Raw genomic sequence first — 24,191 nt, forward strand, 5'->3', positions numbered from 1 at the left:
TCCTTATTTTAGAGCTTCAACTCCACCTACTATCTCTGTTATTTCTTGAGTTACTGCTGATTGTCTCGCTCTGTTGTATTTCAACTCTAAATCAGATAGCATTTCATCTGCATTGTCTGTAGCTGATTCCATTGCCGTTCTTCTAGCACCATTTTCAGATGCAAAAGATTCTATAACTCCACCATATATCGTTCCAGAGATATACTTAGGTATTATATAGCCTAAAACAGCTTCTGCTGATGGCAAATACTGTACACTACCTTTTCTTACAGTTTTTTCTTTGTCATTTGTTTCATTATCAAATACTAATGGCAGTAATTTTACTATCTTTACATTTTGAACTAAAGGAGATACAAATTCTGTATAAGACATATATACTTCATCAATTTCTCCTTTTTGATATAATTCCATTACATTATTTGATATTTTTAAAGCGTCTTCATATTCACAATGTTCAACACTTCCTACTGATGAAACTAAATCATATCCTCTTTTTTCAAAGAATTCATGTGATTTTTTTCCTATAGAAATAACTTTTTCTTGTTTGCCATCCATATGAGCAACTGTAGCCTTTAATACATTTGAATTGTATCCTCCAGCTAATCCTCTATCTCCTGCAACAACTATATAACATCTATTTTTAACGTCTCTTTGTTTTAAAAAGTCACTTTTTATACCTCTACTACCTTGAGATATATCTTTTACAGTATTATATAATGTTGTAAAGTACGGTCTTGAACTTTCAGCTCTTTCCTTAGCTTTTCTTAACTTAGACGATGCAACAAGTTCCATCGCCTTAGTTATTTGCTTAGTACTTCCAACACTAATCATACGAGTCTTGATTTCTTTAATACCTGCTCCTGCCAATTAAATTACCTCCTTTTAAAAAAGGATTACGCTTCAACTACAAACTTTTTCTTAAATTGATTTATAGCGTTTGTTAAGTCAGAAGAGAAATCTTCTCCAGCTAATATCTTTGTAGAAACATCTGGGTAGTTATTATCTACGAAAGAATATAGTTCTTTTTCAAATCTAGATATATTATTTACTGGTATATCTTCTAAGAAGTTATTTATAACAGCAAATATTATCATAACTTGATGTTCAACCTTTATCGGATCATGTTCTCCTTGTTTTAGAACTTCAACGATTCTTTCACCTTGAGCAAGTCTCTTTTTAGTATCTTCATCTAAGTCAGAACCAAATTGAGAGAATGCTGCAAGTTCTCTATATTGAGAGTATGCAAGTTTTAATGTACCTGCAACTTTTTTCATTGCTTTTATTTGTGCACTACCACCAACCCTTGAAACAGATATACCAGGGTCAACTGCTGGTCTTATTCCTGAGTAGAATAATTCAGGTTGTAAGTATATTTGTCCATCTGTTATAGATATAACGTTAGTTGGTATATATGCAGAAACGTCTCCTGCTTGAGTTTCTATAACTGGTAAAGCAGTCATAGATCCTCCACCTAAATCATCAGAAAGCTTAGCTGCTCTTTCAAGTAGTCTTGAATGTAAGTAGAATACATCCCCTGGATAAGCTTCACGACCTGGTGGTCTTCTAAGTAATAATGACATTTCTCTATATGCAACTGCTTGCTTACTTAAGTCATCATATACTATAAGTACATGTTTTCCATTGAACATGAACTCTTCACCCATTGCAGCTCCTGCATAAGGTGCTAAGTATTGAAGTGGTGCAGATTCAGATGCTGTAGCTGAAACTACTATTGTATAATCCATAGCTCCACCTTTTTCAAGAGTAGAAACTAATTGAGCAACTGTAGAACGTTTTTGTCCTATTGCTACGTATATACATATAACATCTTTACCTTTTTGATTTAATATTGTATCTATAAGTATAGAAGTTTTACCTGTTTGTCTATCTCCTATTACAAGCTCTCTTTGACCTCTACCTATTGGTATCATTGAGTCTATAGCTTTTATACCAGTTTGTAATGGTTCACAAACTGATTTTCTTTCCATTATACCAGGAGCTGGAGATTCAACAGGTCTAGTTTTATTAGTGTTTATAGGTCCTTTACCATCTATAGGTAATCCTAATGGACTTACAACTCTACCTATCATAGCTTCACCAACTGGAACTTCAACTATTTTTCCAGTTCTCTTAACTATGTCACCTTCTTTTATTCCTGTATCATCACCAAATATAACGGCACCAACTACACCTTCTTCAAGGTTAAGAGCCATACCATATACTTGACCTGGGAACTCTAAAAGTTCACTTGACATAACTTTATCTAATCCATATACAGTTGCGATACCATCTCCTACTTTTAATACGCTACCTGTATCTGTTAATTCAATTTTATTTTCATAATTTTTTATTTGTTGCTTTATTATAGAACTTATTTCTTCGGGTCTTAAGTTCATGGGTTCACCGCCCTCCTAAGATATTACTTGAGATAGTTGTTCTTTAACTTTATTTAAACGAGTTTTTACAGTTCCATCTATTTCTTCATTTCCAAGTCTTACTAAGACTCCACCTAAAATAGATTTATCAACTTGATTCTCTAAAGTAACATTTTTATTATATTTTTGAGAAAGCTTTTCTTCTAGCTTTTTAATTTCTTCTTTACTCATTTGAATTGCAGTTATTGCAACTCCCTCTAACACGTTATTCTTTTCATTTAATAGCTCTTTATACGAAGAAGCTATATCTTTTACAAATGAAATTCTATTTTTTTCTACAAGTATCTTTAAAAAGTTTTTAACATTGATATTTATTTTATTTTCAAATATATTTTCAATAATACTTATCTTTTCATTCTTTGAAATTACAGGAGATTTTAAAATTGAAAATAATTCAGAGTTACTTTCAAATAAATTCACAATTTCGCTTAATTCTGTATAAAGCTTATCTGTTAATTTTTCTTCTTCTCCTACTTGAAATAAGGCTTCAGCATATCTACTTGCTATTACATTTATCATTTAGATTCGCCCACCTCTTTTATAAAATCATTGATTAACTCTTCATGCTTATTTTTATCTATATCTTTTTCAATAACTTTAGATGCAGCAAGTAAAGCTATGTTAGAGATATCATCTTTAATTTCATTCATAACTTTTTGTCTTTCTTGTTCAATATCCTTAGTAGCCTTCTCTTTTATGCTAGTCGCTTCAGATTTAGCTTCATATATTATTTCTGTAGACTTTTGCTCTGCTCTTAAAGTTGCTTGTCTTATTATTTCTTGACCTTCATCTTTGGCACGACTTACTTTTTCTTCGTACTCTGTTTTTAAAGCTATACCTTGATTTTTAGCTAATTCACCTTTTGCTAAATTATCTTGTATATCTTTTTCTCTCGCCTCAATTATTCCTAATACAGGCTTAAATAATAGTTTTCTTAATAAGATGAATACTAAACCTGTATTTATAAGTTGAAATACAAGGTCACTCGTTATTCCTATCAAGTCCTTATCTGCCATTTTTCAATTCCTCCTTTCTGCTAATCAGAATTTTTAATTAGGAGATGGTTAACCATCTCCTAATTAAAAATGTAAAATCATATCTTCTGCTTGAAGATTTACCTTATAACCATGGATTAGCAAATATAAGAATTATAGCTATAACTAGCCCATATATACCTGTAGACTCTGCTACCGCACATCCTAAAAGCATTGTAGACATTATGTCACCTTTTGCTTCTGGTTGATTTCCTACTGCTTCAGTACCTTTACCAGCTGCGAATCCTTGTCCTATCCCTGGTCCTATCCCTGCTATAGCAGCTAAACCTGCACCTACTGCACACCCTGCTGCTATTATTGCTTGTGCCATTGTATAATCTTGCATTATAAATACCTCCTAAAATTATCCTTTATTATTTTTTATTTTTAAATAAAACTTTTTAATAAAACTTTATTGTTGTTAATTAAGCTTCTGCTGCATTTCCAACAAATACCATAGTTAACATTACAAATATGAATGCTTGTAATACACCTGAGAATAAATCAAAGTACAGATGTAGTGGAACTGGTATAGCAAATTGGAACACTGATATTGTTATACCAGGTATTAAACCTGATAAAAATCCTAAGAATTGATATACAAGAGACATTATAACTGCCCCACCTAATATATTACCGAATGGACGGAATGATAATGAAATAGGTCTTGCTATTTCACTGACAATGTTCATAGGTAACATTATAGCAACCGGCTCAGCTAATCCCTTGAAATATGCTATTCCTTTTGCCTTAACTCCACTATAGTAAATTAGAAATACTGTTATTAATGAAAATGCTATTGTTGTGTCTAAATCAGTTGTAGGTGATCTAAATCCTAGCAAACCTATTAGATTCGAACATACAAAAAATATAAACAAACTTCCTATGTAAGGAACCATATTAGGCATCTTTCTAACTGCTTCTTCACCCATAGTAGACTTTACTAAGTTTAAAAGAGTTGTAACGGCATACTCTAGAAATATTTGTACTTTACTAGTTGGAACTTTTTTAAGATTTCTAGTTAAAAAATATGATGTTATAGCTAATAATACTATTATTAACCAACTAGTTGTAACTGTAGTACTTATTCTGAAGTTACCAAACTCTATCCATCTTGCATAATTCATCCTATAACTCCTTTCTTTTTAATTTATTAAATAGTATATTCCTTGATAAGATTACTATCTTTGGTCCTATTAGACCTAACAGAACACCTATTAAATGTAATTTTTGAGACTTTACTGTTACAAATAGCACTATTGCTATTATAATCATTCTCACAAAATACTGACTTGATGCATAAAGTTTAGCACCATTAGGAGACATCTCAACTGACTTTTCAATAGTTTTTGCTAACATTGTAAAGTTCATCAATGCCACTATAGTACCTAGTATCAAACCAAGCATCATACTACCATTAAGCATAGACGTCAGTATTAACCCTATAGTTATTACAACATCATATATAATAACTCCTTTATTTATGTTTTTTATTTCTTCTTGTAACCTAATATCCAAATGATCACTTCCTTTTTGTGTATCCAATAACTGTTTTGTATACAGATAAAAACGCTCCACCAACACCTATCACTAAAAATATTAATGTAAATATTGGTTTGGTATTAATTAAGTTATCTATAAATCTACCAACAAAAAAAGTACCCAATATAGATATTATCATCATAATACCTAACTGACTTATTAAGGATAGCATTTTTGCAACTTCTATATATGTATTTTTCTTACCCATTAAATCTTCCTCTTTCTAATACACATTTCCATTGACTTTATCAACATTATACGACAATTATTGACATCATCAACATACTATTGCAATTCTACTATTTCTTTAACAATTTGTATCAAATTTCATCAATTGACTCAGTCAATTAAAATCGCTTTTAAAGATTTAATAGATTTTTAATTGTATAATTATCATTTTGTTAATTTTTTTGCAAATGTTTTCGTTAAATTAATTTTACCATATTTTTTACAAAATACAATTCTTTTTGCAAATTAACTATTTTTTTATAGCAATTTGTTTTATTTGTTTTATTTTTAAAACTCTTATATCCATTGTACTTAATATAATACAAGTACACATAAAAAACACTATAAAAAGGGCAGGTTTAAATTTAATTTATACCTCCCCCATATATTAAAATTATTATTTAGTACCGAATAATCTATCCCCAGCATCACCTAATCCTGGAACTATATATCCATGATCATTTAACTTTTCATCTATAGCTGCTACATATATGTCTACATCAGGATGATATTTTTTAACTTCTTCTATACCTTCTGGAGCTGCAACTAAGTTAACTAACTTTATATTATTTGCACCTTTTGCTTTTAATACATCTATAGCCGCAACAGCAGAACCACCTGTAGCTAGCATAGGATCTACAACTAACATTTCCCTCTCATTTATATCTTGAGGAAGTTTACAGTAGTACTCAACTGGCTGTAAAGTTTCAGGATCTCTGTATAACCCAACATGACCTATCTTAGCTGCTGGCATTAAACTTACTAATCCATCTACCATCCCAAGTCCTGCTCTTAGTATAGGCACTATTCCCAACTTCTTACCTTGTAAAGATTTAAATGTAGCTTTAGTTACTGGAGTTTCTACTTCTACATCTTCTAATGGTAAGTTTCTTGTTATTTCATATCCCATTAGCATTGTTATTTCTGTTAGAAGTTGTCTAAAATCCTTTGACCCTGTGTTTACATCTCTCATTAAAGTTAATTTATGTTGTATTAATGGATGATCTGTTACTATTACTTTACTCATTTTATAATGCCTCCTATTTATTATGCTTTTCTTCTATCTTATTTATCATATCAACTCTTCTAGAGTGTCTATCACCTTCAAACTCTGTATTAATCCAAGCATCTACTATTTCTATAGCAAGTCCCCTACCTAAAACTCTTTCACCTAAAGATAACATATTTGCATTGTTATGAGCTTTTGACATTTTTGCTGAAAATACATCTGATACAACTGCACATCTTATACCAGGAACTTTGTTTGCCGCTAGTGATATTCCTATACCTGTACCACAACAAACTATTCCATAATCTACATCTTTATTTACTACTGCATTGGCAACTTCTTCTCCATAGAATGGATAGTCTACTGATTCAGTGTCATTATTTGTGCCATAGTCTATACATTCTATCCCTTTTGATTCTAAATGATTCTTAATTTCTATTTTTAGGTTATATCCTCCATGATCACACCCTAATCCAATTTTCATGTTATATTATCCTCCGCATTATGTATTATGTATATTTTGTATTATGTATCAAAATAGCGAATTTATTTTTATTCAAAATTTAAAACATTCACCATTTTTTGTTCTTATGATATTATATTAAATAAAGCTAAATTTTACTAGTATTTTTCATATAGTTTTAATATTGAAACTATACTTTTATAACTTTATATCCGGCTGATTTAAGCAACCTGTTCATGATAGCTCTTCCTACCCCGCTATTAGGAAATTCTTCAGAATAAATTTTATCTACATTATTCTTATCCATTTCTATTAAAGTACTAAATAAGTTAGTTCCAACCTCATCTAAGTTATCACCTAAACCTATCACTATTCCTCTATATTTAGACTTATTTTTATTTAAACACATGACTCCAGTTCTTAATTCATTATTCGTGTTTTCTTCAATTAAATCGTTAATTTTTTTTACTACATCTTCTTCTTTTCCTGACACTATATAAACATCTGCATTAGGAGAGTAATGAGTATACTTCATTCCTGGAGCTTTCGCTTTATCATTATCTTCTTTCTTTTCTAAAGATGGATCTAAATCTACTTCTCCAATTAATTTTTCCAATTCTTCTTTTGTTATACTTCCAGGTCTAAGAATCATAGGTATTCTTTCAGTCATATCTAAAACAGTAGATTCTAGTCCAAAATCACAATCTCCTCCTAATATTATCCCACTTACTCTACCATACATCTCCTCTTTTACATGATTTCCTTTTGTAGGAGATGGTCTACCTGATATATTAGCTGAAGGTGCTGCTATCGGTACTCCAGCTTCTTTTATTATAGCTTGAGCTATTTTATGAGATGGCATCCTTATAGCAACAGTTTCTAATCCACCACTAGTAGTTTTAGGTACTATATCCTTCTTATTTAAAACTATAGTTATTGGACCTGGCCAAAAAGCATCCATTACTATTTTAGCTTTCTCACTTACATTATCCGCTAAATCATATACATCTTTCTTATCACAAATATGTACTATAAGAGGATTATCACTAGGTCTTCCTTTTGCTTCATATATTTTTTTTACAGCACTATCGTCTAATGCATTTGCTCCTAGACCATAAACTGTCTCTGTAGGAAATATTACTGTTTTTCCTTGTTTTAAAAATTTTGCTTGTTTTCTTATTTCATTAATATCTATATTATTTTCGTCAATTTCACTTATGATAGTTTTCATTTAGCATACCTACCTTTGTCTTAATTTAGATGCAATATACAATTAGTGTACCTACTAAAAATCCAATTATACAATACAGGCTTCTTGATTTAGGAAATATCTCTTCTAAAACAACATACATCATTGTACCTGCTGCTGTTGCAAGAAACACACCTATAAGAGAACTAAATATTCCTCCAAAATAAGCACCTAAAAAACTTCCTACCCCCATAGGTATTCCGGCTATTACAGTAAATAAAATCACCTTTGTAATTTTCATTTTACTTCCAACCAAACTCAATGCTGTAGCTAATCCTTCTGGTACATTATGTATTCCAATAACAATCGCTAGTGTCATTCCAAGAGATTCTTTTGACATAAATGAAGAACCTATTGCTAACCCTTCCGGTAAGTTATGTAGTAATATACTAAAAAAGATTAAATAACCAGACTTCATATCACTAGATACATCTAATTTAGATTTAATTATCATAGTTATTATTACACCTAAGAATGTAAAAATAACAGTTTGAATAACCCCCATAACTTCCATAGATTCTTTCATAAGGTCAAATACAACAACAGCAAGCATTATTCCACCAGATAACCCCATAAAAAAATCTATATATTTGTCCACTTTTTTCTTAAAAATCGCCGAGATTAAACCACCAAGGCCAGTCCCCATAACTCCTGCAAGTAAACCAATTAAAGTTATTTTTAATATCAATTCTCTATCCCCCTTGTACTGTTATATAATAATTATATACAGTACACCCCTATAACATAACTAAAGTAGCTATAGAAAAATCCCTAAATATTAGGGATTTATATTGCAGACATTTTTTCAGTTTGATCAACTGTTATAAGAGCATCTATCATTTCATCTATGTCTCCATCTAAGAATTGATCTAACTTATATAATGTTAAATTTATTCTATGATCACTTACTCTACCTTGAGGGAAGTTGTAAGTTCTTATTCTTTCAGATCTGTCTCCTGTACCTACCTGACTCTTTCTTTCAGCTGATATTTCTTTATTTTGTTCAGCTATTGCTTTATCATTAAGTCTTGCGACTAATATTTTTAAAGCTTGTTCTTTATTCTTTAATTGTGACTTACCATCTTGACAAGATACTACTTCACCTGTAGGTATATGAGTTATTCTAACTGCAGAGTCAGTAGTATTAACACTTTGCCCACCATTTCCTGATGAACGGAACACGTCTATTCTTAAATCATTTGGATTTATATTTACTTCTACTGTTTCAACCTCTGGTAATACAGCAACAGTTGCTGTTGATGTATGTATTCTTCCTCCAGATTCAGTTGCAGGTATTCTTTGAACTCTATGAACTCCTGATTCATATTTTAATCTTGAATATGCTCCTTTACCTTTTATTAAGAAAGATACTTCTTTATATCCACCAACACCAGTATCACTAGCACTTAATAATTCAATTTTCCATCTTCTTCTTTCAGCGTATCTTGAATACATTCTGAATAAATCTCCAGCAAATAGAGCTGCCTCATCTCCACCTGCTCCACCTCTAACCTCAACTATAACGTTCTTTTCATCATTAGGGTCCTTAGGTAATAATAATATTTTTAATTCAGCTTCTAATGGTTCTACTTGAGCTTCCATCTCTGATAATTCCATTTTAGCTAATTCTCTTAATTCTTCATCTGATTCTTCTTGTAATATTTCCTTAGACTCTTTTATAGTGTTTAAAACTGATTGGTACTCTCTGAATTTCATTATAATCGGCTCTAAGTCTGAATGTTCCTTCATATACTTTTGCCAAACTTTTTGATCATTGATTATCTCTGGATCACTTATCTTTTCAGTTAATTCTTTATATTTATCTTCTAGTACTGCTAATTTCTGTAACATACTTTCACCTCTTTAATTGTAGCATATCAATTTTTCATTATATCATAGTTTATAACCTATAACAACTCTCTCGATACCTTGTAAGTCTTTCTTTGTATATATTTTATTATACCCATTATCTCTCATAATTTCTGAAACAGCCTGAGCTTGATCATGCCCTACCTCATATGCAAGGATCCCATTTTCTTTTAAATACTTTCTTGACTGCTCTGTTATTTCTCTATAAAAATCTAAACCATCTTCTCCTCCTTCTAGGGCAGTATATGGTTCATAGTCTTTTACTTGTATATGTAGAGTTTCTATATCCTTCTTTGGTATATATGGTGGATTTGATACGATTACATCAAACTGAGTATCTGTATTTTCTATAGCGCTAAATAAATCTGATTTAATAAATGTTACTCTATCATCAACATTATTATTTATAGCATTTATCTTTCCAACCTCTAATGGTACATCATACATATCAAATGATGTGACATTTGAACTAGGCAAGTATTTAGCTAAACTTATAGTTATTGCACCAGATCCAGTCCCTATATCCAATATGTTTAATTGTTTTTCATCACTACAAAGCTCTATTAACTCTTCTACTAATGGTTCTGTATCTGGTCTAGGTATTAACACTCCTTCTTTTACATAAAAGTCTAATCCCATAAACTCTCTATTCCCAACTATATAAGCAATCGGTCTTCCTTTTATTCTATCTTCTACAAGATTTTTAAATAATTCTTCTTCGTCTTTAGTAACTTCTTTATTTAAATTTAATCTTATATAAAGATTATCTACATTACCAAGTGCTTTTTCTAATAATATTTCGACATCTAGTCTAGGTGTATCACTTATAGTTTCTAATTCCTTTGAGTACTTTATAATTATATCTTTTATTGTCATAACTGCTCCTTCTTACTTTACAACAGCTTTTAATGCCGCAAGTGCAACCTCTAGTTGTAAATCATCTGGTTCTTTTGTTGTAAATTTTTGTAACATCATTCCTGGATAAGCAACAAATTTAGTTAATTTATTATTATATTTCCCAAGAAATCTTATTATTTCATAAGATATTCCTGCTACTATTGGTATACATATTATTCTCATAATCACTCTTATTAATGGATTTGGCCATCCAAAAAATGAAAATAAAATTATCGATGTAGACATCACTATAAATAAAAAGTTAGTTCCACACCTAGGATGTAATGTTGTAAATTTTCTTGCATTTTCTACTGTAAGTTCTAAGTTATTCTCATAACAATATACAGCCTTATGTTCTGCTCCATGATACTGAAAAGTTCTTTCTATATCCTTATTTTTTGAAATTATAACAATATAAGCAAACAGTATCAGTATTCTAATTATTCCCTCTATTAAATTTAAAATAACCTTATTCGAAATAATATTGGAAAATAACCCTCCTAAAAATGTAGGAGTTAATACAAATAACCCTACTGATAATATTAGTGCTAATATCATAGATATTCCTACAATTACATCATTTACTTTATCCTTAAATATTCTTTTTAAAAATAAATCAAATTTATCTTCCTCTTCATCTTCATCTTCATCCATAAAAAATTCAGAAGAATAATTTAAACTATTTATACCTTCAATCATATTTTCAATCAATATAAATGTACCTCTAATAAATGGAATTTTATCTATTTTTTTTTCACTTATCCAACTTTTTATTTTATTTTTCTTTATTACAATTTCTCCATCTGCTTTTCTAACAGCTATAGCTCTTTTTTGTTTTGATTGCATCATTACGCCTTCAATTAAAGCTTGACCCCCAACAGTCTGATTACTCATAGTTCACCTCTTAACTAATTTAAAGTTTTTTCTTATAATTTATTATAATATAAAAACACCCTTTAAAGTAAATTTTATATTACTCTAAAGGGATATATTGTTAAATTAGTATTTACTTATATACTACGTGACACTTTCTACATCTAGCCTCATAACTTTCAACTGCTCCAACTTGAATGATTGGATCATCATACTTAGCAGGCTCTCCATTTATTAATCTTTGAGATCTAGTGGCTGGTTGGCCACAAACTGAGCATACAGCTTGTATCTTATCAACAAATTCAGCTACAGCTAATAATCTTGGAGTCGGTCCAAAAGGCTCACCTTTGAAATCCATATCTAAGCCAGCTGCTATAACTCTAATACCTTTATTAGCTAAATCTACAGCTATATTTACTATTTCTGCATCAAAGAACTGAACTTCATCAATTCCTACAACTTGAACTTTATCATCTATATAATCATAAATTTCACTAGCTTTATTTATAGGTGTTGCATCTATACTTTCTCCACTATGCGAAACTACGTCTTCTTTGCTATATCTATCATCTATTTTAGGTTTAAATACTAAAACATTTTGTTTTGCTATTCTAGCTCTTTTTAATCTTCTTATAAGCTCTTCACTTTTCCCGCTGTACATTGGTCCAATTACAGCTTCTATATAACCATGATTTATCGGTCTATACATTCTTAGAACCCCCTATTACAATAAAATAGGAGTTGGCTATTCCCAACTCCATTTTTATAAAAATTAGTCCATTTTGAATCTCTTCTTGAATTTGTCGATTCTTCCACCTTTTTCTATATTCTTTTGCTTTCCTGTATAGAATGGATGGCATTCTGAACATATTTCAACTTTTATTTCATCGTTAGTTGAACCAGCCATGAACTTGTTTCCACATGCACAGCTTACTTCGATAACATCGTATTTTGGTTGTATATCTTTTTGCATCATTGTCACCTCTTCTCTTAATTTTTAAAATTAATTATATTAATTTTTCATTTACATTATCAACTACACCATTATAACACAAGTTTTTTTGTGGTACAAGGAGTTTTTGAATTACTTTAAAGTGCTTTTATTGATTTAACAAACTCATCATTATTCTTTGTTCTTTTTAGTAATTCTATAACTTTATCTGTAACTTCCATAACAGAATTATTACTCATTTCTCTTCTTAATCTCCAAAGAGCTGTCTTTTCTTCTTCTGTAAGTAATAAGTCTTCTCTTCTAGTTCCTGACTTGTATATATCCACTGCTGGGAATATTCTCTTCTCAGCAAGTTTTCTATCTAAATGTAGTTCCATATTACCCGTACCTTTGAATTCTTCAAATATTACATCATCCATTCTAGATCCAGTTTCTACTAAAGCAGTTGCAAGTATTGTCAATGAACCACCTTGTCTTATATTTCTTGCTGCACCAAAGAATTTTTTCGGACCATGTAATGCTCCAGGGTCAATACCTCCTGATAAAGTTCTTCCTGTAGGAGATATTGTTAAGTTATATGCTCTAGCAAGTCTAGTTATACTATCTAGTAATATTACAACATCTTTTCCATGCTCGACTAATCTTTGTGCTCTATTTAATACCATTTCTGCAACCTTAACATGATGACTTGATACTTGATCAAAAGTAGAATAAATAACATCCCCATTAATTGATTCCTTCATGTCTGTAACTTCTTCAGGCCTTTCATCTATAAGAAGAACTATTAACTCTACATTTGGATGATTTTTAACTATGCTATTTGCTACATTTTTAAGAAGCATAGTTTTACCAGCCTTTGGTGGAGCAACTATTAATCCTCTTTGTCCTTTACCTATTGGTGATATTAAATCTATAAGTCTTGTTGCTATTTCACTTTGGCTTTTTTCTAAAGTTAGCTTTTCTTCAGGATATATTGGAGTTAGAGTTTCGAAAGACTTTCTTTGTATAGCAGTCTCTGGTTTTTCATCATTTATTTTTTGAACATATAAAAGAGCTCTAAACTTTTCACCGCTTTTAGGATGTCTAGTTATTCCCTTTACTTTATCTCCCGTTTTCATATTAAATCTTCTTATCTGAGATGGTGAAACATAAACATCATCTTCTGTAGATAAATAGTTTGAACCCCTTAAGAATCCAAATCCATCTGGTAATATTTCAAGTACTCCCATTACTTCGTCTTCCTTAGATGTATTGAATTCATCTATTATCTTTGATTCTTCAACTACTTTAGGAGTATAGTAAGACTTATTATTGCTATAACTTCTAGATTGTCTATTATCAACACCTTGAACTCTAGTATACTCATTATTTTGAGTTCTATTTTCCGTTCTTAGATTTTTAGAATCTACATATCTTCCACTACTTTGATTTTCAACTTTAGTATATGGCTTAACATAAGTTTTTTCAGATTTGTTTGCTATTTCAGAAGTATCTTGACTCTTTACATTTGTATATTTATATTCAGACTTAATTTCATCCTTTTTTTCACTCTTGATTGTATCTTTTATTACATTTTCATTTATAATTTCAACTAATTCACCTTTTTTGTATTTACTAACTGATTTTATATCTAGTTCTTTAGCTATCTCTCTTAATTGTGTTAGAGTTTTACTATTTAATTCTTCTATCGTTAAATTATTCAAGTTAAAAAAATCCTCCTCATGTATAACTTATATTTCATTTTGTTTTTTAAATTTATATTCAATCGGAAATTAAAGGTGTGAAAAAGAAAAGTTCATTAAAATAATTAAATTAATAATATCATTATTGTTATATTATGGTCAATAAATAATATTAGAATACCTATTTTAATAAATTTTATTATTTATTTACCTTCATGTTAAAATTAATACATAATAATATTATATTCTATTTTTCTTAAATATGCTACAAATTAAAAAGGTTAAGATATCTATATAAGACATCCTAACCTATAATTTTAGTCCATATTATATTTTTTCATTAAATCAACTAGTATATCATTTTTATCTAAGTTATGAATTGCATCTACAAACCTTATAGTACCTGTTTTTCCTCTCATAACTACAGATTGAGTTTTAGCTTTATTATTACCTATAGGAGTTACTCCCTTTAATAAATCTCCTTGAGTAATACCTGTAGCAGCAAAGAATAAATCATCTCCCTTTGCTAAATCATCTATATATAATACTCTATTTATATCATCATCAGAGAATCCCATCTCATAACATCTATTTATTTCTTGATCACTTAGAGGATATATTTGCCCTTGCATATCTCCTCCCATACATTTAACAGCAGCTGCTGTTATTACACCTTCTGGACCTCCACCGATTCCCATAAGCATATCTATTCCTGTATCTTCAAAACAAGTTGCTATTCCTGCTGCAACATCACCATCACTAAATACCTTTATTCTTGCTCCTAACTTTCTAGCTGCTTGAACTATATAATCATGTCTTTCTCTATCTTGAGTTATTATAGTCATTTCAGAAGTCTTCTTACCTAAAGCATTTGCAACAGATATTATATTTTCCTCTGCACTTTTATTTAAGTCTATAGCTCCTTTTGCTCTTGGCCCAACTATAATCTTTTTCATATACGTATCAGGTGCATTTAGTAAACTGCCTTTCGCACCCATAGCTATTACCGATATTGCATTAGGAAGCCCCTTAGCTATTAGAGTTGTTCCCTCCAATGGATCAACAGCTATATCTACTTCCTTACAGTCGTCAGTTTGTAAACCAACTTTCTCCCCTATATAAAGCATAGGTGCTTCATCGAGCTCACCTTCACCTATAACAACTTCGCCACTTATTTTTATAGATTCAAAAGCTCTTCTCATAGCTTCAACAGCTGCACCATCTGCACCATTTTTGTCTCCTCTTCCCATAAATTTAGAAGAAACTAAAGCCGCAGCTTCTGTTACTCTTACTAACTCCAACGCCAAATTTCTATCCATAATACGACACTCCTTAGTTATATTCACTAAAAATTATACATTATATTCATATTTTAGTAAATATACATCATTTTTTCTTTGTTTTTGTCATACTATTGTTAAAATTTTTTAAAATATATAACACACTAATCATTTTTATCAAACTAAAAGTAGCTATATATATATAATTTAAATAAAATTATATATATATAGCTACTTTTAGTTATTTATAACACTAATGCTAGAATCCAGCTATCATACCTATTACACTTACTACACTCGTAGATACTAAAGCCACTACTATTGTTATTGCTATTATTTTATTTCTTTTTTTAGTTTTTTGTGCTGACATCTATAAACCACCTCTCTAACTAAAAACTATATTTTATAGAGTTCTACTTACTTTTATTTTTTTCTACACTTAATTTATCGCTTAAGTATTTCATAAATTCATTTTTAAGTTCAGGTCTTTTTAAAGCAAAATCTACAGTAGCCTCTAAAAAACCTAACTTATCTCCAACATCATATCTTTTACCTTCAAAAACATACGCATACATAGCTTCTTTTTTACTTAATACTTTTAAAGCATCAGTTAATTGCACTTCTCCGTTTTTACCTGGAGGTAACATCTCTAATATGGTAAAAATTTCTGGAGTTATTATATATCTACCTAAAATCCCAATATTTGATGGAGCTTTATCTTTTTCTGGCTTTTCTACCAAATCCTTAACTTTATAAACTCTATCCTCAATATGTTTCGCAGATATTATACCATATTTATTAACTTCTTGTTCATCAACTTTTTGAACGCCAATTACAGTAGTTCTATATTCATTATAAATATCTATAATTTGCTTTAAACACGGAACTTTACTATCTACGATATCATCACCAAGCATTACAGCAAAAGGCTCATTTCCAATAAAACTTTTCGCACAATAAATAGCATCTCCTAGTCCTTTTGGCTCTTTTTGTCTAATATAATAAATATTACTCATATTAGATATATTTTGAACAACATCTAATAATTCTGTTTTACCTTTTTTCTCTAAATCTAGTTCAAGCTCAACAGATTTATCAAAGTGATCTTCTATAGATTTTTTATTTTTACCTGTTATAATTAAAATTTCTTCTATTCCTGAACTCACAGCTTCTTCTATTATATATTGTAACGTTGGCTTATCTACTATAGGTAGCATTTCTTTAGGTTGTGCCTTTGTTGCTGGCAAAAACCTAGTTCCTAATCCCGCTGCTGGTATTATAGCTTTTCTTATTTTTGGGGCAGACATTATATATACCTCCATATTAAAATGGGCTGTTTTAATATTAATAAAACAAGCCCTTTGTATTTTTAAATAAAATTTTATTGTTTAGCTAAGATATCTTCTAATTCTCCTACTAAGTCATCAAATCTTTTAATAGTACTTTGTATTGGTTTTGTACTAGTTAAATTTACTCCACTATCTTTTAATATGTTTATAGGATAGTCTGAACTTCCTCTCTTTAAGAAATACATATAGTTTTCAGCTCCATTTTCATTTAAAATGGATTGAGCAAATGTAACACCTGCACAACATCCTGTTGCATACTTATATACATAAAAACTATTATAAAAATGTGGTATTCTAGACCATCCAACCATAGATAGCGGATCTACCTCATAACTATTTCCATAGTATTTTTTAAGAAGTTGTCCCCATATATCGTTTAATACTAAAGCATTTACACTTTTATTATCTTCTACCATTTCATGTATAGTCTTTTCAAATTCGGCATACATAGTTTGAGTATATAAAGTGTTCTTTATCAAATCTAAGTATTCTGAAATATAATAAGCTTTTTCTTTATCATCTCTTGCACCTTTTATTAATCCCTCATAAAGTAATGCTTCATTTGTAGTTGAGGCCACCTCATGGGTAAATATAGATGGACTTGAGTTAAAGTAATTTTGATTTTTAGAGCTTAGATATTCATATATAGCATGTCCTAATTCATGAGATAATGTCGACACTGCTCCTAATGAGTTATTATAATTTAGTAAAACATAAGGATGATTGTCATATACAGATAAGCAATACCCTCCACTTACCTTGTTATCATTAGAGTAAACATCTACCCATCTTTCATTAAATGCTTTGTATACTATATCAGCGTACTCCTCACCTAATGGTGACATTGCTGAATATACCATAGTTTGTGCTTTATCATAAGTTATATTACCATCTACAGGCTCTACTATAGGAACAAACATATCATAATAGTATACCTTATCTAGGTTTAATACTTTTTTTCTTAAGTCTATATACTTATGTAAACTCTTAGTATTTTTACTTACTGTATCTATTAAACTATCATATACCTTTGTATCTATATCATCTGACTTTAAATACATATCCAATGATGATTTATATCCTCTTGCTGATGAATAAAAAATGTTTTTCTTAACTTGTCCTATTAGCAATGCTGATAGTGTATTTACATTATCATTATAAGGAATAAACTCACTTTTATATGCAGACTTTCTTTCTTCTCTATTAATAGAACCTATTTCAGTTGCATATTGACCTGGAGTAAGATTAGTTTTTTTATCCATATTTTTGAAAAGCTCATACGCATTACCTGGTAAACTCGCAAGAGCAGATGCATTATTTAATAAATTTTCCTCTTTATCTTCTAAATAATGATCTTTATTTCTTCTAATATCATTTATATACATTCCATATTTTTTATTTATCTTATTATTCCTCATAAATTTATCATAATCTTTATCTGATAACTTTAATATTTCAAGCTCTAAATCAGAGCATATAGATGAATATTCTTTATACGCTTTATTTACTTCTTCATTCATATCAAGATATTTATATGAGTTCTTATTAGTATCTTGTTTTAATTTAGGGTAAGCGCATAATTTATTTAATCTTATATCTAACTTTTCTTTTATATCTAAAGCAAAGGCTAGATGCGTTTCTGATTTCGTTACTTTGCCTATATAGTTTTTAAGTTCTTTTATATCTTTTCTAAAAGATTTTAACTCACTTTTCCACTGCTCATCGTTTTTGAATAATGATTCTAAATTCCATGTTACCTTTGTGTAATCAATCTTAGTTTTATCTGATTCAGATTCATTATCTTTTTCATCTTTTGTATACATAACAGTAAGATAGTTATCTTCTTGTGATTGCGCGGCTTCACTAGTTATGAATACACTGGAAAAAATCATCAATAAAGACATTAAAATTATTTTTGTAAACTTTATCCCCATAAAAATCCATCCTTTCACTAAGTATACTTAATATTAGGATGGCTTCTTTTAGCTATATTATTCAAAGTTTACCATTTATTCAAATTTATCTACAAAACTTATCCACATACTTATCAACATATTAACAGTTAATGATTTATTCTATAAGTTAGTTATTTCAGTTATTTATACTTATAGTTAATTATTTTATTTATTCTTTTCTACTTATTTATTCACACTTTTTAAATATTTATCAACAAATTACAACGAAAAATCGTGCAATTTTGTTGATAATTGTCCAAAATTCATAGTTAATGAAACTAAATATTTTTATTTTAATTTTGTTGAAGTTTGTCGAAGTTTGGAATTTCAACATTTATATATATTTACACTTACTTTTATAAGTTATCCACATTTTATTAACATTTACTTAACTTAATATATTTTTACTTTAATTTCTACGAAATTACCCTTGTAACTAAAACTGTCATATCATCTTCCACTTCTCCTAACTGTAATTCTAACGCTCTATCTAATATTTTATTAGCTATTTCTTTTGGATTCGTAGAATCAATTTTTTGTAAGAAGTATATTAACCAGTTATCACCAAAATTATTACTCTTACCTGCATCAATAATTCCATCTGAAACCATAATTATATAATCGCCATTATTAATTTTGGTTCTATGTCTATCCATTTTTACATCTGATAATATCCCTACAGGTAGAGATGAAGATGAAATTAAGTCAACATCACCGTTATCTCGTTTTATATAAGAAGGGCAAGCTCCCATTTTTACAGTTTCCATTACACCTTTTTTCAAATCAATCATACCTAAATCTAAAGTTGAAAACATCTCATCTGAAGATTTAAGTAATAGCATATTATTTATTGTATTTATTACTATTTCATTCTCAATTCTGGCTTCAATCATTTTTTCTAATATGTCTATAGTAACCGATGATTCATCATATGCTCTCTTTCCTTTTCCCATACCATCACTAATAGCCATTATATATTTTCCATCACTAACTTCCATATATGTATAATTATCACCAGAAAGAACATACCCATCTCTAGACATATATGCAACTTCAGTTATTGCTTTATAGACTTGAGCTTTAGTTAATTTAATTGTACAGTTTGAACCTAAAGTATGACATCCAACCTTTTGAATGGATAACTTCTCATCTAAACAATTTTCTACTATACTTTTTAGTTTTTTATCACAAAGATATCCATTACTACAAGTTCTTTTCTCTATAGTTATTTCAAAATCATCACCTTTAGTTAAATAATTTATTTTATTTATATCAATATTATTTCTTTCAAACTCATCACAAAGTCCTTTTTCTTTTTCTAAATCTATACTTATATTAGTTTCCAAATCCTTAGATAAATTCTCTATTGATTTTGATATATTCCTAATTTGATTAGCTATTAATTTTCTACTTTCTGCAAACTTAGCATTCCAATCATAATCTAATGCAAATAATTTATAATAATAATTAGCAACTTTAGCTATTACTTCAGGTTTCATGCACTCTTTTCTAAATGCATCTGGTATAACTTGAGGTGTTGCCTCACCATAATCCTCTATATTTTCAATTAACCTATACATTAATTTATAAGTATGATTAAATCTAGTTTCCCAACACATTCTTTTCATACTACAGTTTGCACATTCATCATTATGTATCATATCTATTAAGTTAGTTATATCTTTTTCTTCTATAACTTTATCTCTTTCTCTTATCTTATCGAATGTATTAGCAAGCTCACTATAAGTCTTTTGAATATCCATAAGTCTACTATTAGTAAGTTTCTTACTTCTATTTATATAATCATAAACTATTTCATTTGAACTTATATTACTTTTTACAAGCTTATCTATTTTATCAAAGAATGATTTCGGTAATAAAATTACTATTAGAGATGAAATTAATATGTCTCTTATTTCCATGATATTTGAACTTATTCCAGAAGTATAAGAGTACATAATTATCCAACTTAATATATATCCTAAAATACAAAAATATTTATTTAACCTAGTAAAAGCTCCTCCTACTAATCCTGCAAAAGAATATATCCCCATGTATACTGCTGAGGTTATATTATTTATTATAAAAGCAACTCCTACTACTACCCCACTAGTAGCACCCATAGCTGATCCTCCAACTATAGCTGCTATTAAAATTAACATGGTAGAAAGAACTGATCTAATTGATACACCGAATGCTGATATACTACCAATCCCCATTATACTAAATGTGACTAATAGACTTATAGATATTGCTTCCTCAAGTCTCACGGACGCCCGATTATTACAATTAATAATAAGAGAAACACCAAATGTAAATGTATATATAAAAATAAATAATAGAACAGCTTCCATACCTATTAGCAACAAGTCATAAATATATTTGCTACCGATTAAAGCTTGTCCAATAGAAGTTGCTAGAAGTATAAACATTCCTACTATGCTTACTTTTAAAATAGACGGAACTTTTTTTAACTGGCTACTTATAAGTAACACCGTTACTAAGGCAATCGAATATTTAAATATACTTCCTGTATCATTTCCTGATGATATTATTCCTAATAATGTAGACACAAAAACTGGATATTTATATCTATCAAACTTACTTATACATATGAAAAATGCTAAACCTAAAGGAGCTATCGAATCGATTAATATCGAACGACTTAGTAAAAACCCCATTATTATAAATACAATTGTATTAGCATCAACGAATCTACTTATTCCTAGATTATTCAAACTCATATGTTTTCGCTTTAAAGAACTTAAAGTTTTTTCCATAACAAAACCTCCTCATTTGTTTATACAAGAAATTGTAACAAAGAGGAGTTTTCTTTTTTGTCATATTAAGTTATCAGTCAATGAAAAAATTAAGACATCTTTTTTGATTTTAGACATATTAGGCCTTCCAAATTATCGTATTCACTTACCATAATCTCACTTAATTCTAATTTTTTCATTATTATATGTAAAATTTCTACACCTGCTGTTATAATATCAGCACGCTTACTTTGTAGCCCTTTTAAAGTTTTTTTATCATTTAATGTCATCTTTTTTAATTTTTGTAGAATATTTTCTATATCATTAATATTCACTATACTATTATGTATTTTTTCCATAGAATACACTTCTAATTCTTGATTCATAGCAGATAAAGATGTTATTGTTCCACCAATACCAACAAGCTTATTTATATCTTTAGATTTTAGAATACTTATAGTTCCGTTAATTTCTTTTTCAATAAACTCAATCATCATATCATATTCATAATCATCAATTACATCTGTTGTTAAAAACTTCTCAGTCATTCTTAGTGCTCCTACATTTTCACTTTTTGCAAAATCAATACCATTATCATTTCCAAGAATAAATTCTGTAGATCCTCCACCTATATCAATAACTAATGTATTATTCTCTGCATTTGCTCCCTTAATAACTCCCAAGAATCCTAAATTAGATTCCTCATTCCCACTTATAATCTCAACATCTACCCCAGCTTCTACTTTTGCTCTTTTTATAAAGTCATCACTATTTTTGCTATCTCTAAGAGCTGATGTTCCTATACAATAAATATGTTCACACAATTCTTCATCACTTATACTCTTAAATTCTTTCAAAGCATCTATATTTCTTTTCATTGCCTCTTCAGTAATAAATCCATTTTCATCAACACCCTTTCCTATTCTTGTAGTATTAACGAACTTCTTTCTATTAAAAAGTTCTCCATCTATATAATCACAAACTAAAAGTCTCATAGAATTAGTTCCAATATCAATAGCTGATAATCTCATAAAATCCCTAACCTCCTAAAATATATTCTAAATATAAAGATATTATTCCATACTTATCGTATATATTATACACTCTATAGTAACCTATAAACATATAAAAATAGACTGATGATAAATTTCTATTTATCATCAGTCTCAGCTTCTGTCATGTATACAATTTCATTAGGCTTAACCATGTTTAATCTTCTTCTTGCTACATCTTCTAAATCACTTTCATCTTGACTAGATGAGATTGCTTTAAGATTATTAATTTCTCTATCAGAATCTTCTAACTTTTTATTAAGAGTTGATATTTTTAAGCTATACTCCTTATATTTTACAAGTTGAAATCCAAATCCACCTATCATTGTAAGACCTATAAATCCTAAAAATATACATAATCCTAAGTATTGTCCAGAAAATCTCTTTTGTATTTTCATATCCTTACACCCTTTTTTTCTTCTTTAATCTACCTACAGACTTTCTCTTTACAAATTTTCTAGTAGCTAAAAACATATTAGGTATATAAAATATGATATCAAATAATAGATGTACTGAATAGATTATAACGTAATACAAATTACTCAATATATCGACTATGTAATGCACTGTTTTTTTGATTAAATTTGTTATAAAATATATTACCTTATTTAATCCTGTTAAAATAAACTTACTTATAGTTCCATAGTATATAAAAAAACCTATAAATAAGGCTACAATATGATAATATCTTAAATCAAAATTTTCTACAGCATTTATTGTTATAAATGTTAGCATTGTAACAATAAGCCAAAATAAAGTATCAAAAAACAAGGATAGAGTTCTTACTATTTTAAAATTATGTCTAAGGCTTCTATAAATATCGAATAATATTCCTACGACAATTCCACCGTAAATGGTTGCGTAAAAGGCGCTTACATCTTGTGTGAAAGGTAACATCTATTTAAATACCTTCTTAAATATATTTTCTTGAGGTTTTTTAGGTTTTGCATATACTATTGAATTTATAGTTCCATCAATACTTATTATACTTTCCTCTAAGTTTAACTTACTCATATCCAGTTCTTCGCCTTCTATAACCATCTCACCAGCAGAAGTCTTTATTTCTACTTTCTTGTCATTAAAAGAGTATATATGCTCTACCCCAGAAATAACTAAATTACTTCTATCTTTCAAGCTTATACTATGTTCCATATTATCCCCCCAGTAATATTTCAATTCATACTACTATAAATATACTTAAGGGGATGAGATTTTATTCTATTATATCGTACATTTCTTTAGCATCATTTTTTAAAACATGCTCTTTAATCTCATTTATCTTAAATTTCATTTTCTTTTCACCGAATTGTATTTCTAATATATCACCTATATTAACTTCTGAAGAAGATTTTGCAGATTTTCCATTTATAGTTACGATACCTTTATCACAAGCTTCCTTTGCAACAGTTCTTCTTTTTATTATTCTAGATACCTTTAAGTATTTATCTAATCTCATATTATACCTCCTTTGTTTCTAACCTTCTGAAACGATTTATATTTATTTTAAAAAATGCCTACAGTTATATAACTATAGGCACCTTCTATGTAATTCATATTTCTATG

27 protein-coding genes are annotated in these 24,191 nt (G+C 29.1%); all 27 read right to left on the bottom strand.

Annotated elements, in window-relative coordinates; all coding sequences use genetic code 11:
• Positions 1–3: 3 nt before the first annotated feature.
• A complete protein-coding gene (gene atpG, locus EIH23_RS12330) occupies positions 4–867 on the bottom strand; it encodes an ATP synthase F1 subunit gamma (protein WP_122640592.1) in 864 nt (287 codons plus the stop codon).
• A gap of 26 nt (positions 868–893) precedes the next feature.
• The gene (gene atpA / locus EIH23_RS12335) at positions 894–2,396 is read right to left on the bottom strand and encodes a F0F1 ATP synthase subunit alpha (RefSeq protein ID WP_122640593.1); all 1,503 of its coding nucleotides are present in this window, start codon (positions 2,394–2,396) and stop codon (positions 894–896) included.
• Positions 2,397–2,411: 15 nt separating this feature from the next.
• Positions 2,412–2,954 (bottom strand): F0F1 ATP synthase subunit delta, encoded by a 543-nt coding sequence (locus EIH23_RS12340; RefSeq protein WP_122640595.1) that lies wholly within the window; start codon positions 2,952–2,954, stop codon positions 2,412–2,414.
• Positions 2,951–3,451: a F0F1 ATP synthase subunit B gene (gene atpF, locus EIH23_RS12345; RefSeq protein WP_122640597.1), complete on the bottom strand. Its 501-nt coding sequence runs from the start codon at positions 3,449–3,451 to the stop codon at positions 2,951–2,953. Before atpF ends, EIH23_RS12340 begins: the two co-directional genes overlap by 4 nt.
• Positions 3,452–3,554: 103 nt before the next feature.
• Complete coding sequence (atpE, locus tag EIH23_RS12350) at positions 3,555–3,800, bottom strand: ATP synthase F0 subunit C (RefSeq protein ID WP_122640707.1); 246 nt, start codon at positions 3,798–3,800, stop codon at positions 3,555–3,557.
• Between the two features lie 94 nt (positions 3,801–3,894).
• Complete coding sequence (gene atpB, locus EIH23_RS12355; RefSeq protein WP_122640599.1) at positions 3,895–4,596, bottom strand: F0F1 ATP synthase subunit A; 702 nt, start codon at positions 4,594–4,596, stop codon at positions 3,895–3,897.
• A gap of 1 nt (position 4,597) precedes the next feature.
• The gene (locus EIH23_RS12360; protein WP_122640601.1) at positions 4,598–4,987 is read right to left on the bottom strand and encodes an ATP synthase subunit I; all 390 of its coding nucleotides are present in this window, start codon (positions 4,985–4,987) and stop codon (positions 4,598–4,600) included.
• A gap of 4 nt (positions 4,988–4,991) precedes the next feature.
• Positions 4,992–5,219, bottom strand: coding sequence for an AtpZ/AtpI family protein (locus EIH23_RS12365; protein ID WP_122640603.1), 228 nt, complete (start codon positions 5,217–5,219; stop codon positions 4,992–4,994).
• A 417-nt stretch (positions 5,220–5,636) separates the two neighbouring features.
• A complete protein-coding gene (gene upp / locus EIH23_RS12370) occupies positions 5,637–6,266 on the bottom strand; it encodes a uracil phosphoribosyltransferase (protein WP_122640605.1) in 630 nt (209 codons plus the stop codon).
• 13 nt (positions 6,267–6,279) lie between these two features.
• On the bottom strand, positions 6,280–6,732 hold the full coding sequence (gene rpiB / locus EIH23_RS12375; RefSeq protein ID WP_122640607.1) for a ribose 5-phosphate isomerase B: 453 nt from the start codon (positions 6,730–6,732) through the stop codon (positions 6,280–6,282).
• Positions 6,733–6,901: 169 nt separating this feature from the next.
• On the bottom strand, positions 6,902–7,942 hold the full coding sequence (locus EIH23_RS12380; RefSeq protein ID WP_122640609.1) for an L-threonylcarbamoyladenylate synthase: 1,041 nt from the start codon (positions 7,940–7,942) through the stop codon (positions 6,902–6,904).
• 25 nt (positions 7,943–7,967) lie between these two features.
• Positions 7,968–8,648 (bottom strand): ZIP family metal transporter, encoded by a 681-nt coding sequence (locus tag EIH23_RS12385; RefSeq protein ID WP_122640611.1) that lies wholly within the window; start codon positions 8,646–8,648, stop codon positions 7,968–7,970.
• A gap of 98 nt (positions 8,649–8,746) precedes the next feature.
• Complete coding sequence (prfA, locus tag EIH23_RS12390; RefSeq protein ID WP_122640613.1) at positions 8,747–9,811, bottom strand: peptide chain release factor 1; 1,065 nt, start codon at positions 9,809–9,811, stop codon at positions 8,747–8,749.
• A gap of 42 nt (positions 9,812–9,853) precedes the next feature.
• Positions 9,854–10,705, bottom strand: coding sequence for a peptide chain release factor N(5)-glutamine methyltransferase (prmC, locus tag EIH23_RS12395; RefSeq protein WP_122640615.1), 852 nt, complete (start codon positions 10,703–10,705; stop codon positions 9,854–9,856).
• Between the two features lie 12 nt (positions 10,706–10,717).
• Positions 10,718–11,620, bottom strand: a complete 903-nt coding sequence (locus EIH23_RS12400) for a DUF1385 domain-containing protein (RefSeq protein WP_122640617.1) — start codon at positions 11,618–11,620, stop codon at positions 10,718–10,720.
• 112 nt (positions 11,621–11,732) lie between these two features.
• The gene (locus EIH23_RS12405; RefSeq protein WP_122640618.1) at positions 11,733–12,308 is read right to left on the bottom strand and encodes a thymidine kinase; all 576 of its coding nucleotides are present in this window, start codon (positions 12,306–12,308) and stop codon (positions 11,733–11,735) included.
• 63 nt (positions 12,309–12,371) lie between these two features.
• Positions 12,372–12,572 (bottom strand): 50S ribosomal protein L31, encoded by a 201-nt coding sequence (gene rpmE / locus EIH23_RS12410; protein ID WP_122640708.1) that lies wholly within the window; start codon positions 12,570–12,572, stop codon positions 12,372–12,374.
• 116 nt (positions 12,573–12,688) lie between these two features.
• Positions 12,689–14,254 carry a transcription termination factor Rho gene (gene rho, locus EIH23_RS12415; RefSeq protein WP_122640620.1) on the bottom strand — a complete coding sequence of 522 codons (1,566 nt, stop codon included), beginning with the start codon at positions 14,252–14,254 and terminating at the stop codon, positions 12,689–12,691.
• Positions 14,255–14,550: 296 nt separating this feature from the next.
• Complete coding sequence (glpX, locus tag EIH23_RS12420; protein ID WP_122640622.1) at positions 14,551–15,552, bottom strand: class II fructose-bisphosphatase; 1,002 nt, start codon at positions 15,550–15,552, stop codon at positions 14,551–14,553.
• Positions 15,553–15,926: 374 nt separating this feature from the next.
• On the bottom strand, positions 15,927–16,820 hold the full coding sequence (galU, locus tag EIH23_RS12425; protein ID WP_122640624.1) for a UTP--glucose-1-phosphate uridylyltransferase GalU: 894 nt from the start codon (positions 16,818–16,820) through the stop codon (positions 15,927–15,929).
• Between the two features lie 74 nt (positions 16,821–16,894).
• Positions 16,895–18,796, bottom strand: coding sequence for an oligoendopeptidase F (gene pepF, locus EIH23_RS12430; RefSeq protein ID WP_122640626.1), 1,902 nt, complete (start codon positions 18,794–18,796; stop codon positions 16,895–16,897).
• A gap of 437 nt (positions 18,797–19,233) precedes the next feature.
• Positions 19,234–21,597, bottom strand: coding sequence for a stage II sporulation protein E (gene spoIIE, locus EIH23_RS12435; RefSeq protein WP_122640628.1), 2,364 nt, complete (start codon positions 21,595–21,597; stop codon positions 19,234–19,236).
• An 89-nt stretch (positions 21,598–21,686) separates the two neighbouring features.
• Positions 21,687–22,607 carry a Ppx/GppA phosphatase family protein gene (locus EIH23_RS12440; protein WP_122640630.1) on the bottom strand — a complete coding sequence of 307 codons (921 nt, stop codon included), beginning with the start codon at positions 22,605–22,607 and terminating at the stop codon, positions 21,687–21,689.
• 119 nt (positions 22,608–22,726) lie between these two features.
• Complete coding sequence (locus tag EIH23_RS12445; protein ID WP_122640631.1) at positions 22,727–23,026, bottom strand: FtsB family cell division protein; 300 nt, start codon at positions 23,024–23,026, stop codon at positions 22,727–22,729.
• 4 nt (positions 23,027–23,030) lie between these two features.
• Positions 23,031–23,525 carry a spore cortex biosynthesis protein YabQ gene (gene yabQ / locus EIH23_RS12450; RefSeq protein ID WP_122640632.1) on the bottom strand — a complete coding sequence of 165 codons (495 nt, stop codon included), beginning with the start codon at positions 23,523–23,525 and terminating at the stop codon, positions 23,031–23,033.
• Positions 23,526–23,780: a sporulation protein YabP gene (gene yabP, locus EIH23_RS12455; RefSeq protein WP_122640633.1), complete on the bottom strand. Its 255-nt coding sequence runs from the start codon at positions 23,778–23,780 to the stop codon at positions 23,526–23,528. It lies immediately after the preceding gene.
• A gap of 61 nt (positions 23,781–23,841) precedes the next feature.
• On the bottom strand, positions 23,842–24,084 hold the full coding sequence (locus EIH23_RS12460) for an RNA-binding S4 domain-containing protein (RefSeq protein ID WP_122640634.1): 243 nt from the start codon (positions 24,082–24,084) through the stop codon (positions 23,842–23,844).
• Between the last annotated feature and the right edge of the window lie 107 nt (positions 24,085–24,191).

Source organism: Romboutsia sp. Marseille-P6047, from assembly GCF_900604535.1.
Lineage (GTDB): Bacteria > Bacillota > Clostridia > Peptostreptococcales > Peptostreptococcaceae > Romboutsia_E.

Excerpts from the sequence above, each read along its gene's own strand:
- atpA (WP_122640593.1), bottom strand. The coding sequence starts at position 2,396 with ATGAACTTAAGACCCGAAGAAATAAGTTCTATAATAAAGCAACAAATA.
- EIH23_RS12340 (WP_122640595.1), bottom strand. The coding sequence starts at position 2,954 with ATGATAAATGTAATAGCAAGTAGATATGCTGAAGCCTTATTTCAAGTA.
- atpF (WP_122640597.1), bottom strand. The coding sequence starts at position 3,451 with ATGGCAGATAAGGACTTGATAGGAATAACGAGTGACCTTGTATTTCAA.
- atpE (WP_122640707.1), bottom strand. The coding sequence starts at position 3,800 with ATGGCACAAGCAATAATAGCAGCAGGGTGTGCAGTAGGTGCAGGTTTA.
- atpB (WP_122640599.1), bottom strand. The coding sequence starts at position 4,596 with ATGAATTATGCAAGATGGATAGAGTTTGGTAACTTCAGAATAAGTACT.
- EIH23_RS12365 (WP_122640603.1), bottom strand. The coding sequence starts at position 5,219 with ATGGGTAAGAAAAATACATATATAGAAGTTGCAAAAATGCTATCCTTA.
- upp (WP_122640605.1), bottom strand. The coding sequence starts at position 6,266 with ATGAGTAAAGTAATAGTAACAGATCATCCATTAATACAACATAAATTA.
- rpiB (WP_122640607.1), bottom strand. The coding sequence starts at position 6,732 with ATGAAAATTGGATTAGGGTGTGATCATGGAGGATATAACCTAAAAATA.
- EIH23_RS12380 (WP_122640609.1), bottom strand. The coding sequence starts at position 7,942 with ATGAAAACTATCATAAGTGAAATTGACGAAAATAATATAGATATTAAT.
- prfA (WP_122640613.1), bottom strand. The coding sequence starts at position 9,811 with ATGTTACAGAAATTAGCAGTACTAGAAGATAAATATAAAGAATTAACT.
- prmC (WP_122640615.1), bottom strand. The coding sequence starts at position 10,705 with ATGACAATAAAAGATATAATTATAAAGTACTCAAAGGAATTAGAAACT.
- EIH23_RS12400 (WP_122640617.1), bottom strand. The coding sequence starts at position 11,620 with ATGAGTAATCAGACTGTTGGGGGTCAAGCTTTAATTGAAGGCGTAATG.
- EIH23_RS12405 (WP_122640618.1), bottom strand. The coding sequence starts at position 12,308 with ATGTATAGACCGATAAATCATGGTTATATAGAAGCTGTAATTGGACCA.
- rpmE (WP_122640708.1), bottom strand. The coding sequence starts at position 12,572 with ATGCAAAAAGATATACAACCAAAATACGATGTTATCGAAGTAAGCTGT.
- glpX (WP_122640622.1), bottom strand. The coding sequence starts at position 15,552 with ATGGATAGAAATTTGGCGTTGGAGTTAGTAAGAGTAACAGAAGCTGCG.
- galU (WP_122640624.1), bottom strand. The coding sequence starts at position 16,820 with ATGTCTGCCCCAAAAATAAGAAAAGCTATAATACCAGCAGCGGGATTA.
- pepF (WP_122640626.1), bottom strand. The coding sequence starts at position 18,796 with ATGGGGATAAAGTTTACAAAAATAATTTTAATGTCTTTATTGATGATT.
- spoIIE (WP_122640628.1), bottom strand. The coding sequence starts at position 21,597 with ATGGAAAAAACTTTAAGTTCTTTAAAGCGAAAACATATGAGTTTGAAT.
- EIH23_RS12440 (WP_122640630.1), bottom strand. The coding sequence starts at position 22,607 with ATGAGATTATCAGCTATTGATATTGGAACTAATTCTATGAGACTTTTA.
- EIH23_RS12445 (WP_122640631.1), bottom strand. The coding sequence starts at position 23,026 with ATGAAAATACAAAAGAGATTTTCTGGACAATACTTAGGATTATGTATA.
- yabQ (WP_122640632.1), bottom strand. The coding sequence starts at position 23,525 with ATGTTACCTTTCACACAAGATGTAAGCGCCTTTTACGCAACCATTTAC.
- yabP (WP_122640633.1), bottom strand. The coding sequence starts at position 23,780 with ATGGAACATAGTATAAGCTTGAAAGATAGAAGTAATTTAGTTATTTCT.
- EIH23_RS12460 (WP_122640634.1), bottom strand. The coding sequence starts at position 24,084 with ATGAGATTAGATAAATACTTAAAGGTATCTAGAATAATAAAAAGAAGA.